Origin of the sequence: Microbacterium sp. AR7-10 (assembly GCF_001878835.1) — a bacterium.
GTDB lineage: Bacteria > Actinomycetota > Actinomycetes > Actinomycetales > Microbacteriaceae > Microbacterium > Microbacterium commune.
Genome location: NZ_MJIR01000102.1, coordinates 115807 through 127497 on the forward strand (window position 1 = coordinate 115807; position 11691 = coordinate 127497).

Here is an 11691-nt window from a genome sequence, read left to right on the forward strand (position 1 = left end):
CGATGTCCCGGGGCGACTGAACACACGGGGCGCGTCGTCTGCGCGCGCGGGAAGTTCCCCCTGACGAGGAGTATATCGGCCGGGCGCAGCCCCGCCGCGTCTCGCGTCCGGCCTACGGCGGGGGCTGCGTCCGGGCCATGATCACGCCGCCCGCCAGCATCCCGCCACATGATCGTCGACCATGCCCGCCGACTGCATGAGGGCGTACATGGTCGTCGGTCCTACGAAGCGGAAGCCGCGTGCGCGCAGCGCCGTGCTGAGCGCCGTCGACTCCGCGCTCACCGCGGGCACCTCTCCGAGGTCGCGGGGTCGGGGACCGGATGCCTGTGGCGCGAACGACCACATCAGGGCATCCAGCTCCCCGTCGGCCATGTCGCGCACGAGGGCGGCGTTCGTGATCGTGGCCTCGATCTTCGCCCGGTTGCGGATGATCCCGGCATCCGTCATCAGCCGTTCGACGTCGTCGGCGCCGAACGCCGCCACCTGCGCGGGGTCGAACCCGGCGAACACCTCGCGGAAGCGCGGGCGCTTGCGCAGGATCGTGATCCAGCTGAGCCCCGCCTGGAAGCCCTCCAGCGCCATCTTCTCGAACAGCGCGCGGTCGCCGTGCAGCGGGCGGCCCCACTCCTCGTCGTGGTAGCGGCGGTACTCGGCGTCGTCACCGACCCACGCGCAGCGGTCGCGGCCGTCGGCCGCGGTGAGCAGGGATGCCATGGCGCCATGGTACCGGCGGGGTCGGACACCCTGTGTCGGCGCCCCTGCGCGGTGTCCGTGCGCGTGCCCGCGCCCGTGCTGCGGCGAGGCCCCGCGCTGCGCCGAGGCCCCGTCGCCGTCGCGTGACGGAGAGGGGGCCTCGACAGCGGACAAGGGCGCCGACGCTCAGCGTGTGCGCTGCTTGAGCGCCTTTTCCGACACGGGCGCCTCGCCGGACGCCTCGAGCGCGGCGTAGTACGCACGGGCCTCGTCCTGGCGCTGCTGCTCGACGCCGCTCGCGATCGGGGCGCGCACGTGCTCGGGCTCGTAACCGAAGGCCTGCACGAGCTCGAGGGCGTGCGGACGCAGGCGCGCGCAGAGGCGGTCGATGTAGCTCGACACCGCGGCGGCGCGCTGCGTCGACAAGCGGCCGTTGATCATGTGCCAGGCGAGGTGCTTCTCGATCAGCGACAGGCCGAACAGGTCGCGCAGCCAGGTGAGCACCTGCCGGGTGCCGGCGTCGTCGATCCTGCGGATGGCGTCGGTGAACGCCTCCCACTGCAGCAGCTCGCCGTGGGCACGGGCGGCCTCGATCAGCTCGGCCTGGTTCTCGTTGAACAGCTTCTCGCCGAGCACTTTGTCCTTGCCCGCGGCGCGCAGGCGTCCGGCGATGTCGGCGACCATCTGCTGCACGCGCTCGGTGAGCAGCTCGTGCTGCTGCTCTTCGCGCAGGCCGAGCTCGACCGAGCGGGCGACCTGGCCGAAGTCGGCGACGGCCTGGCCGAGGGCGCGCAGCCCCGCACCGTGGAACACCTTGCCGGCCGTCTGACCGACGGCGTAGCGGGCGAGCTTCCTGGCATCCGCGCCCTTGAACTGCTTCGCGAAGTCGGTGAGCAGACGCTTGCCGACCAGCTGCAGCAGGATGTTGTTGTCGCCCTCGAAGGTGACGTAGATGTCGAGGTCGGCGCGCAGGCCGACCAGACGGTTCTCGAACATGAACCCGGCGCCGCCGCAGGCCTCGCGTGCCTCCTGCAGGGTGTCGAGCGCGTGCCAGGTCGACAGCGGCTTGAGCGCGGCGGCCAGGGTCTCGAGGTCTTCGCGGTCTTCGGGGGTGTCGGTGCGGCCCGAGAAGACGCCGTCGAACTTCTGCAGGAACTCGTCGTGCGCGAAGATCTGCGCGTATGTGGTGGCGAGGCGCGGCAGCAGCCGGCGCTGGTGCTTGCCGTAGTCGAGCAGCACGGTCTCTTCGCCGTTCGCGCCGTCGAACTGGCGGCGCTGGGTGGCGTACGTGATCGCGATGTGCAGACCGAGGGCGGATGCCCACGACGCTGCGCCGTCGAGCGAGACGCGTCCCTGCACCAGCGTGCCGAGCATGGTGAAGAAGCGGCGGCCTGGGCTGCTGATCTCGCTCGAGTAGGTGCCGTCCGCGGCGACGTCGCCGTAGCGGTTGAGCAGGTTGGTGCGCGGGATGCGCACGTGGTCGAAGCTGAGGCGTCCGTTGTCGATGCCGTTCAGCCCGCCCTTGAGACCGTCGTCCTCCCGGCCGATGCCGGGCAGGTCGACGCCGTCGTCTCCGCGCAGCGGCACGTAGAAGCAGTGCACGCCGTGGTTCACGCCGTTCGTGATCAGCTGCGCGAACACCGTCGCCGCAACACCGTGCAGCGCCGCGTTGCCGAGGTACTCCTTGGTCGCCGCACGGAACGGCGTGTTGATCACGAACTCCTCGGTCTCGGGGTCGTACGTGGCGGTGGTGCCCACCGCGGCGACGTCGGAGCCGTGACCGATCTCGGTCATCGCGAAGGCGCCGGGGATCGACAGGTCCATCACCCCGGGCAGCCACTTCTCGTGGTGCTGCTCGGTGCCGAGCTGCAGGATCGCCGAGCCGAACAGTCCCCACTGCACGCCCGACTTGATCTGCAGGCTCGGGTCGGCCGCGACGAGCTCTTCGAATCCGGCGATGTTGGCGCCGTTGTTCTCTTCGCCGCCGAAGCGCTTCGGAAAGGCGCGGTGCACGGCACGGTTCTCGACGAGCAGGTGCAGCTGCGAGAGCACGCGCTCGCGGTGCGCGTCTTTCGCGAGGCTGTCGTCGCGCCAGAAGGCCGGGTCCTTGATCATCTCGCGGGCCTCGCGGCGGGTCTCGGCCCAGGTGCCGAGAAGAAGCTCGTTCACTCGATCGACGTCGATCGTGTGGGGCGCCGGCGCCGCGGTGGGGGCGTCAGCGGCAGGGGTGGGACGGATGGCTGCGTCGACCATGGCGGTTCCTCTCAGAAAGGAGCAGGTGTCCTTCAACCGTAGGAGTCCGACAACGAGAGGCGAAGTCGACTGTGGTGGATGCACAAGGGCATCCGGCGCCGACCGCGCCTCCCGTTGTCACCTGGCGACAGTCGGCGACCGTCTCCGGGGATCACCAGGCGGTCGTGATGGTGCCGTTGCCCTCGATGACCTCGCGCACCGCGTCGCTCGTGAACGCCTTCGCGAGGGCCTTGGTCGCGTCGGAGTCGGCGTCCTTCTGCTGCACGACGAGGTTCAGCGCGAACCGGTCGTCGAGCTCGGTGATCAGGCCGTCGTCGTCGGGGTTGAGGCCGAGCGCCTTGATGTGCGAGGGCCACTGGAAAACCAGGTCGGCCTCTTCGTACGCGGCGTTCAGCGACGAGATGGGCACCTGCACGAACTCGAGGTTCTTCGGGTTCTCGGTGATGTCCTTCACGGTCGCCGCGTACGGGTCGACCGCCGGGTCGAGGGTGATGACGTCGTTCGCGGCGAGCAGCTTCAGCGCTCGGCCGGTGTTGGACGGGTCGTCGGGGATGGCGACGGTGCCGCCCTCGGGCAGGTCTGCGATGTCGTCGAGCGTCTTGGAGTAGAACGCGATGACGAAGTTGTACACCGGCTGCACGCCGACCAGCTCTGCGTCGTTGCCCTCGTTGAACGTCTGCATGTAAGGGATGTGCTGCGAGAAGTTCGCGTACACGTCGCCGCTGTTCAGGATCGTGTTCGCGGTGATGTAGTCCGCGACCTCCACGAGCTCGACCTCGTAGCCGTCCTCGATGGCCTCTCCTGCGGCCTTCACGACGTCGGTCATCGGCGCCTGTACGGCGGCTACCTTGAGCACGGTGGGCTCTCCGGCACCGGCATCCGGCTTCTCGTCCGCCGCAGGCGCACAGGCGGTGACGAGGAGCGCGAGACCGAGACCGGCTGCGGCGAACACGAGGCGTGACTTCTTCATGGGTGTCTTCCGTTTCGATGGGGGTTCGGGGTGAGGCTCAGCGGTGGTCCAGCCGCACCGAGGTGCGGTGACCGATGGCCTGGATGGCGAGCACGCAGACGATGATGATGACGATCGTGAGGTACATGAGGTTGTCGTTGTAGACCTGGTAGCCGTAGCGCATGGCGAAGTCGCCGATGCCGCCGCCGCCCACCACGCCCAGCACGGTGGAGTACGACAGCAGGCTGATCGCCGCCGAGGTCAGGGCGTAGACGAGGCCCGAGCGCGCCTCGGGAAGCAGCATCCGGAACACCGCCTGCGGCACCGTCGCGCCCGACGCGACGGCGACCTTCGAGATGCCGGCGGGGATCTCACGGAGGATCTGCTCGGTGAGGCGGGCGTAGATCGCGACGGCGACGAAGCAGAGCGGGAGGGTCGCCGCCTGGGTGCCGAAGCTCGTGCCGATGACGGCTCTGGTGAACGGGATGAGGAACACCACGAGCAGCAGGAACGGGAACGAGCGGACGATGTTGATGTACAGGTTGGCGATGGTGTTGACGGCGCGATTCTCCGCGATGCCGCCGCGTTCGGTGAGGTACACCACGGTGCCCAGCGGCAGGCCCACGAGCACGGCGGCGAGCAGCGAGACGAGCACCATGTATCCGGTCTCGGCCATCGACTCGGCGATGTCGGCGCCGTATTCGGCGAGCAGGTCGGTGAGCCACGTCATGCCGTCAGCTCCCGTTTGACCTGTTCGTAGTAGCTCGGCAGCGATCGGGGGCCTGCGGCGTCGATCTCGAAGAGCTCGCGCAGGCGGCCCTTCTCGAGCAGCGCCGCGCGGTCGCAGATCGCCTTGACGACGTCGAGGTCGTGCGTGATGACCACGATGGTGGCGCCGAGCTGGTCGCGGGCGTCGGCGAGCACCCGCAGCACGTCGGCGGTGGTCGAGGCGTCGAGCGAGGAGGTGGGCTCGTCGCACAGCAGCAGCGGCGGCTTCGAGACGAGGGCGCGGGCGAGGCCCACCCGCTGCCGCTCGCCGCCGGAGAGCTGGGCCGGGAAGTGGTCGGCGCGGTGCGACAGGCCGACGAACGAGAGGATCTCGTCGACGGCGTCCCGCTGCTGCGCCGCCGTCATGCTCTTCTCGCCGCGCGTGCCGCTGCGCGTGCCGTTGCGCTGCGCCAGACGCAGCGGCAGGCGCACGTTGTCGCGCACGGTGCTGTTGCTGAGCAGGTGGACTCCCTGGAAGACGACGCCGATGTCGCGGCGCAGGGCGCGCAGGGCGGCTCGGTCGAGGCGGGAGACCCGGGCGCCGTGGACGAGCACGTCGCCTTCGGTCGGGCCGGTGAGGCCGTTGATCAGCTCGAGCAGGGTCGACTTGCCGGCGCCGCTCTCGCCGATCACGCCGAAGATCTCGCCCGTCCGGATGCTGAGCGTCACGTCGTCGAGCGCCGGACGTTCATCGGCGTCGGGTCGGAAGCGTTTGCTGACGTGGCGGAACTCCACGATCGCAGGCAGGTCGGTGGCCATCGCGTCTTTCGAGTGGGGTGGCGGGCCGGCTGTCGGGCCCGAGCAGGCCGAGCGGCCTTTTCTGTACGTGATCCAAATTATAGTTGCCCTATGACCCTCAGGTACCAGACGGAAGCGATCAACGGCGACGGCGGGACGGGCACGGCTCGCGTGACAGGCGGCATGGAGGTGCCGGTGGCGTCGCCGCTGACTTCGGATCCCGATCCGGATGCTTCGAACCCGGAGCAGCTGCTGGCGCTGGCGTGGTCGACGTGCCTGAACGCGACGGCGCAGGCGTTGGTGAAGCGCGAGCGCCGCACGGCGGTGCGGATCGAGGTCGAGCTGCACGACGCCTCCGATGGCCCCGGGTATGAGTTCCACGTCGACACGTATCTGTCGGCGGAGGGGCTGACCCTGGACGAGACGGCGGATCTGCTGGCTCGTGCGCACGCGCGCTGTCCGGTGTCGAAGCTGCTGCGGGGTGCGACGACGGTGCAGGTGCACGCGGAGCAGTTCGCCGGCTGAGGATCGGCGGGCCGGATCGGGTGCGCCCCGGTGTGCCCCGGTTCGGTTGGCAGGTCGAGTTGCGAGGCGCGTGAGGCGTCCGGGGATGCGCGAGGCGGGTGCACCGGCGCGTTGCGTCGGCCAGGAGGAGCGCGGCGTCCGCGCGGGTTCACGCGGCCAAGTGAGTGCGGGTGCGAAGCGCCGGGGTGGCGGACTCAGTGCGCCGCGATCACCTCGAGCACGGCGGCGCCGTACGCATCCCGCTTCTTCTCCCCGATCCCGCTGATGCCGCCGAGGCCGGTCACGGTCGTCGGGCGCTGCTCGGCCAGCGCCCGCAGCGTCGCATCGCCGAACACGATGTACGCGGGCACGCCCTGCTCGCGAGCGGTCGCCGCCCGCCAGGCGCGCAGCGCCTCGAAGAGGTCGCGGTCGCCGGCATCCAGCGAGGCGGATGCCGGGGCCTTGCGCGCACGGGCAGAACCGCCGACACGTCCGATGGTGTCCTTGCGCAGCGGCACGGGGGTCTCGCCGCGCAGCACACCGGCCGCGGCATCCCCCGGCGCGAGCGTGCCGTACTCGCACTGCGCGACGAGGATGCCCCTCGCCAGCAGCTGCCGCACGACGCTGCGCCAGTCCTGGTCGGTCAGGTCGGCTCCGATCCCGTACGTCGCCATCTGCTCGTGGCGCATCTTGCGGATGCGGTCGTTCGACGCGCCCCGCAGGATGTCGATCAGATGCCCGGCGCCGAACGCCTGGTTGCGCTCGCGCTTCAGGCGCACGATCGTCGACAGCAGCTTCTGCGCGGGAACGAGCCCGTCGAAGGTGTCGGGCGTCTCGAGGCAGGTGTCGCAGTTGCCGCATGCCTCGCTGTCCTGACCGAAGTACCGCAGCAGGTTCTGCCGTCGGCACGCGACCGTCTCGCACAGCGCGAGCATGGCGTCGAGGTGCTGCCCCATCCGCATCTTGAACGTGCGATCGCCGGGACTCTGGTCGATGAGCCGGCGCTGCTGCACGACGTCACCCAGCCCGTACGCCATCCATGCGACCGACGGCTCGCCATCGCGTCCGGCTCGGCCGGTCTCCTGGTAGTACCCCTCGACGGACTTCGGCAGGTCGATGTGCGCGACGAAGCGCACGTCGGGCTTGTCGATCCCCATGCCGAAGGCGATCGTGGCGACCATGACCACACCGTCTTCCCGCAGGAACCGGGCCTGGTTCGCCGCGCGCACCTCGGCGGGAAGGCCGGCGTGGTACGGCAGCGCGTCGAATCCCTTGGATGCCAGATGCTCGGCCGTCTGCTCGACCGACTTGCGGCTGAGGGCGTAGACGATGCCCGCGGCGCCCTCGGGCTGAGACCGGATGAACTCGACGAGCTGCCGCCGCACCTCGACCTTCGGCACGATGCGGTACTGGATGTTCGGGCGATCGAAGCTCGCGACGAAGTGCTCGGCGCGCCCCAGCCCGAGGCGCTCGGTGAGCTCCTGATGCGTCGCGCGGGTCGCCGTGGCGGTGAGAGCCATGCGCGGCACTCCGGGGAACCGCTCGGCGAGGTCGCCGAGCGCGAGGTAGTCGGGCCGGAAGTCATGACCCCACTGCGACACGCAGTGCGCCTCGTCGATGGCGATCACGCTGAGCGTCCCGCGCTGCAGCAGCTGCGTGGTCTGCGCCGATGACAGCCGCTCGGGGGCGACGTAGATCAGGTCGAGCTCGCCGGCGATGTACGCGCGCTCCACTTCACGGCGCTCGTCGGGCGCCTGGGTCGAGTTGAGGTACGCCGCACGTACGCCGTTCGCGCGGAGCGCGTCGACCTGGTCGTGCATCAGCGCGATGAGCGGGCTGATCACCAGCCCCGTGCCCTCGCGCACGAGCGCCGGCACCTGGTAGGTGATCGACTTCCCGCCGCCGGTGGGCATGAGCACGACGGCATCGCCTCCGCCGACGACGTGCTCGACGATCGCAGCCTGATCGCCCCGGAACGCGTCGTACCCGAAGACGGTGCGCAGTGCCTCGATCGCCGTGGGGTACTTCGACGGCGCCGCTCCGGATGCCTGGATTCGTCCGGCTGTCGCAGCCGGCGTCATCGGTCCCTGACCCCAGTCGAGCGGAGGCTCCCAGCCGTCGGCAGGTGGGACCCAGTCGAGCTCGTCGGGCGGCAGGTCGTCGTACGGTTCGTCGGGGTACGGCACGTCCTCGTACGGGTCAGGGGAAGACGGCGGCATCCCTCCAGCGTAGCCACCGGCGCCGACACCGTGGCCGGGCGTCCACAGCCGCGCGCGGACCGCGACACCTCGGGGGCCGACACGCCAGATGTCGGACGTACTCGCGGGGAGCGTCCGACATCTGGAGTGTCGGCCCCCGGTCTGTGCGCCCCCGGTGCCCGGCCCGGGCCCTGGCCCGCACACCGATACGCAACCCACCGCGTACTCTGAGGGCGGGGCGCACGAACGAGATCTGGGGCGACGAAGGAGAACCGATGCCCGTGAAGACCTCCGGTCGCGTCCGCACCGGCGCCGGCATCGTGATCCTCGCTGCGCTGCTCGCGACCCTGCCGCTCCCCGGAGCGGCGCCGGCGGCCGCTGAAACCCCGGTCACGGGCATCCGAACGCCGACCGCCGTACCCGACCGCCCTGCGCCACCTCGACGTATCGCTCTCGGCGACACCGAGGTGCAGTTCGCCTGGCCGACGATCGCCGGGGCAACGGGGTACCGCATCCGCCTGACTTCGGGCGGCCAGGTGCTGCGTGATCAGGGCTGGTCGGCGACCAACGTGTTCATCGACGGGCTGACTCCCGAGACGACCTACGACTTCAGCGTCGCCGCCGTGAACTCGTCGGGAACAGGCGCGTACTCCGCACCGGTGCGTTTCACGACCCCGTTCGACTTCGTCGAACGGCAGTTCGGCCTGGATCGTTTCGCGACAGCCGCTCGCGTCTCATCGCGCGCCTATCAGGCGCAGGGTGCCGCTTCGGCCTTCATCACCGACGGCACCACCTTCCCCGACGCCCTCTCCGCTGCAGCGGCCGCCGGTCGCGCGGGGGCGCCGGTGCTGCTCACCCGACCGACGTCGCTGCGCGAGCCCACCCGTCAGGAGCTGACGCGCCTGGGCGCGGACCGACCCTTCATCGCCGGTGGAGAGGGGGCGGTGAACGGCGATGTGCAGCGCCGTATCGCCGAGATCACGACCGGCGGTGTCATCCGTCTCGCAGGGCCCGATCGTTATGCGACCGCGGCCGCGGTGTCGACACTGTGGGGTTCCGCGGCGACTGTGTACCTCGCGAGCGGACTCGACTTCCCCGACGCCCTCGCCGGAGCCGCCGCCGCCGGGTCGAAGGACTCCCCCGTGCTGCTCACACGTGGCGATTCCCTCCCCGACGAGACGGCGAGCGCCCTCGCGCGGCTGCGCCCGGCGAAGATCGTCGTGCTCGGCGGCACGGGTGTGATCAGCGATGCGGTCGTCGAATCCGCCGTCGCGGCGACGGGGGTCAGCACCGCCACGCAGCGCCTGGGCGGCATCAACCGGTACATGACCGCGATCGCCGTGTCGAAAGCCACCTTCCCCACCGCCGGGGTTCCGGCCGTCTACATCGCCAGCGGCCTGTCGTTCCCCGACGCTCTGGCAGGGGCCGCAGCCGCCGGGCATCGTGGCGGCCCGGTGCTCCTCACCGGCCAGAGCGCTCTGCCGACAGCAGTGCTCGACGAGATCCGGCGTCTGAAGCCGCAGCGGGTGATCCTGCTCGGTGGTCCCGCGGTGATCAGCGACACCGCGATCGCCCAGCTTCTGCCTCTCGGCCCCTGACCGGGGTCGGCCATGGCCGATACCCTGGAGGGGTGGCACTCCGTCAGGCGCTGAACACGCGCACCCTCCTCGTCTGCGCTGCCATCGGTGTCGCCACGGGCATCCTCGGCGGCGTGGCCGGACTCGTCACCGTCGGCGTCATCGCTCTCGCGCCCTACGTGTACGGGCTCGTGCTCGGGGTGCACGTTCTGCCCGGCATCATCGCGCAGGAGGTGCTGCGCAAGCCGATGGTGGCGCTGATCACGCACGTCATCGCAGCGCTGATCTCGAGCGCGTTCACCCCGATGTGGGCGATGCGGTACATCGGCACCGCACTGCTCTTCGGGGCGATCCAGGAGGGGGTGGCCGCCCTCACCCGGTACCGCACCTGGGGTCGGTGGCGCTTCTTCGTGTCAGCCGCACTCATCGGCGTGCTCGTGGCCATCGTCGTCGGCCTGATCGTCGACCTGAGGCAGTTCGCCCCCTGGGTGCAGCTGAGCTACCTGATCGTCTCGGTGCTCGGGCCGGTGGCGTGGACGGCGATCGGGATCGCGATCGGCAATGCGCTGCGCCGGGCCGGCATCGCTCCGCGCTGAGGGATGCGACGACTCTCGCAGCGTCATCGGGGTTAGGTCAGACTAAGTTAAGAGGGAACCGCCCGCTCACAGAGGACCCGCCCGTGCGCCCTTCCGCGCCCCTGCTCCGCGTGCGCGACCTGAGCGTCACGCACGAGGGCGCCGCGCACCCCGCCCTGCGGGACGTCTCGTTCGACGTGCACCCGGGCGAAGTGGTGCTGCTGCTCGGTCCGAGCGGATCCGGCAAGTCGACTCTCACCCTCGCTCTGAACGGTCTGATCCCGCAGTCGGTCGAGAACGCGACCATGACAGGGTCGGTGCAGGTGGCCGGCCGCGACACCCGCACGACTCCGGTGGCTCAGCTCAGCACCGAGATCTCGATGGTCTTCCAGGACCCCGACTCGCAGCTCGTGACCGGGACGGTGCTCGACGAGGTCGCCTTCGCGCTCGAGAACCTGCGGCTGCCGGCATCCGACGTGCTCGCCCGCGCCGAGCAGGCGCTGCGCCGCGCCGGTCTCTGGAGCCGACGCCGCTGGAATCCCGACCTGCTCTCCGGCGGAGGACGCCAGCGTCTCGCGATCGCCTGCGCGCTCGCCCTCCGCTCGCGCGTCATCGTGCTCGACGAGCCGACCGCCAACCTCGACCCGCAGGGCGTGCGCGACGTCTACTCCGCCCTGGGCGAGCTGATCCGGGATGCCGAGCAGCGCGCGATCGTGCTCGTCGAGCACGACGTCGACGCGGCCGTCGACCTCGCCACCCGCGTGATCGTGCTCGACCACGACGGGCGCCCGCTGCTCGACGGCCCGGTCCGGGAGACCCTGCAGCAGCACGCCGAGACCCTGCGGGAACTGGGCGTGCTGACGCCCGTCATCCCGACGCCCGCCATCCCGACGCCCGTCATCGCGACGCCCGCCATCCCGACGCCCGTCAGCGGAGGCACCGCGCGACACGACGCCCCGACGCCCGCAGCCGCCGCTCACGACCCCGCTCCGGCGATCACCGCGCGTGACGTCGTCGTCGAGAAGCGCGGCGCACGGGTACTCGACGCGCCGCACCTCGACATCGCGCGGGGCTCGTTCACGGTCATCATGGGGGCGAACGGCGCCGGGAAGACCTCTCTGCTGCAGGCGCTCGGCGGCGTGGTGCCGCCGACGCGCGGTACGGTGCTCGTCGACGGGATCGATGTGGGGCGGGCTTCGCCGCGCGTGCTCGCCGCGCACGCCGGGTTCGTCTTCCAGAATCCCGAGCACCAGTTCGTCGCCGGCACCGTGCGCGACGAGCTGGCGCACGGTCTGCGGCTGCAGCGGATCGAGGACGCGGAGATCGACGAGCGCGTCGCCGAGATGCTGGCCCGCTTCGGCCTGACGGCCAAGGCCGACGTGCATCCTTTCCTGCTCTCCGGCGGCGAGAAGCGGCGACTGTCGGTGGGCACCGCG

The 11691-nt window shown here is 70.6% G+C and carries 10 protein-coding genes; 4 read left to right on the forward strand and 6 right to left on the reverse strand.

Annotation, left to right across the window (positions count from 1 at the left end):
• Positions 1–141: 141 nt before the first annotated feature.
• The 5 genes from BFN01_RS13885 to BFN01_RS13905 all read right to left on the reverse strand — a co-directional run bounded on the left by BFN01_RS13885 (position 142) and on the right by BFN01_RS13905 (position 5422).
• Positions 142–714: a DNA-3-methyladenine glycosylase I gene (locus BFN01_RS13885; protein WP_071644923.1), complete on the reverse strand. Its 573-nt coding sequence runs from the start codon at positions 712–714 to the stop codon at positions 142–144.
• A gap of 165 nt (positions 715–879) precedes the next feature.
• Positions 880–2946 carry an acyl-CoA dehydrogenase gene (locus tag BFN01_RS13890; RefSeq protein WP_071644924.1) on the reverse strand — a complete coding sequence of 689 codons (2067 nt, stop codon included), beginning with the start codon at positions 2944–2946 and terminating at the stop codon, positions 880–882.
• A gap of 151 nt (positions 2947–3097) precedes the next feature.
• Positions 3098–3916, reverse strand: coding sequence for a MetQ/NlpA family ABC transporter substrate-binding protein (locus BFN01_RS13895; protein ID WP_071644925.1), 819 nt, complete (start codon positions 3914–3916; stop codon positions 3098–3100).
• A gap of 37 nt (positions 3917–3953) precedes the next feature.
• The gene (locus tag BFN01_RS13900) at positions 3954–4625 is read right to left on the reverse strand and encodes a methionine ABC transporter permease (protein WP_071644926.1); all 672 of its coding nucleotides are present in this window, start codon (positions 4623–4625) and stop codon (positions 3954–3956) included.
• Positions 4622–5422 carry a methionine ABC transporter ATP-binding protein gene (locus BFN01_RS13905; RefSeq protein WP_083428830.1) on the reverse strand — a complete coding sequence of 267 codons (801 nt, stop codon included), beginning with the start codon at positions 5420–5422 and terminating at the stop codon, positions 4622–4624. The genes BFN01_RS13900 and BFN01_RS13905 overlap by 4 nt, the downstream gene beginning before the upstream one ends.
• 90 nt (positions 5423–5512) lie before the next feature.
• Here BFN01_RS13905 and BFN01_RS13910 point away from each other — a divergent pair, with 90 nt between their 5' ends.
• On the forward strand, positions 5513–5926 hold the full coding sequence (locus tag BFN01_RS13910; protein WP_071644927.1) for an OsmC family protein: 414 nt from the start codon (positions 5513–5515) through the stop codon (positions 5924–5926).
• Positions 5927–6120: 194 nt separating this feature from the next.
• Here BFN01_RS13910 and recQ read toward each other — a convergent pair whose 3' ends face one another.
• The gene (recQ, locus tag BFN01_RS13915; protein WP_071644928.1) at positions 6121–8124 is read right to left on the reverse strand and encodes a DNA helicase RecQ; all 2004 of its coding nucleotides are present in this window, start codon (positions 8122–8124) and stop codon (positions 6121–6123) included.
• A gap of 254 nt (positions 8125–8378) precedes the next feature.
• Here recQ and BFN01_RS13920 point away from each other — a divergent pair, with 254 nt between their 5' ends.
• From BFN01_RS13920 to BFN01_RS13930, 3 genes are all read left to right on the forward strand, one after another.
• The gene (locus tag BFN01_RS13920; protein ID WP_071644929.1) at positions 8379–9701 is read left to right on the forward strand and encodes a cell wall-binding repeat-containing protein; all 1323 of its coding nucleotides are present in this window, start codon (positions 8379–8381) and stop codon (positions 9699–9701) included.
• 32 nt (positions 9702–9733) lie between these two features.
• Entirely contained in the window at positions 9734–10276 is a 543-nt protein-coding gene (locus BFN01_RS13925) for an ECF transporter S component (protein WP_071644930.1), read from the forward strand.
• 83 nt (positions 10277–10359) lie between these two features.
• The coding region (locus BFN01_RS13930; protein WP_071644931.1) for an ABC transporter ATP-binding protein at positions 10360–11691 on the forward strand (1332 nt) is incomplete at its 3' end.

Bases quoted from the DNA above. Each gene is read 5' to 3' on its own strand.
- BFN01_RS13885 (WP_071644923.1), bottom strand. From the start codon at position 714: ATGGCATCCCTGCTCACCGCGGCCGACGGCCGCGACCGCTGCGCGTGG.
- BFN01_RS13890 (WP_071644924.1), bottom strand. From the start codon at position 2,946: ATGGTCGACGCAGCCATCCGTCCCACCCCTGCCGCTGACGCCCCCACC.
- BFN01_RS13895 (WP_071644925.1), bottom strand. From the start codon at position 3,916: ATGAAGAAGTCACGCCTCGTGTTCGCCGCAGCCGGTCTCGGTCTCGCG.
- BFN01_RS13900 (WP_071644926.1), bottom strand. From the start codon at position 4,625: ATGACGTGGCTCACCGACCTGCTCGCCGAATACGGCGCCGACATCGCC.
- BFN01_RS13905 (WP_083428830.1), bottom strand. From the start codon at position 5,422: ATGGCCACCGACCTGCCTGCGATCGTGGAGTTCCGCCACGTCAGCAAA.
- BFN01_RS13910 (WP_071644927.1), top strand. From the start codon at position 5,513: ATGACCCTCAGGTACCAGACGGAAGCGATCAACGGCGACGGCGGGACG.
- recQ (WP_071644928.1), bottom strand. From the start codon at position 8,124: ATGCCGCCGTCTTCCCCTGACCCGTACGAGGACGTGCCGTACCCCGAC.
- BFN01_RS13920 (WP_071644929.1), top strand. From the start codon at position 8,379: ATGCCCGTGAAGACCTCCGGTCGCGTCCGCACCGGCGCCGGCATCGTG.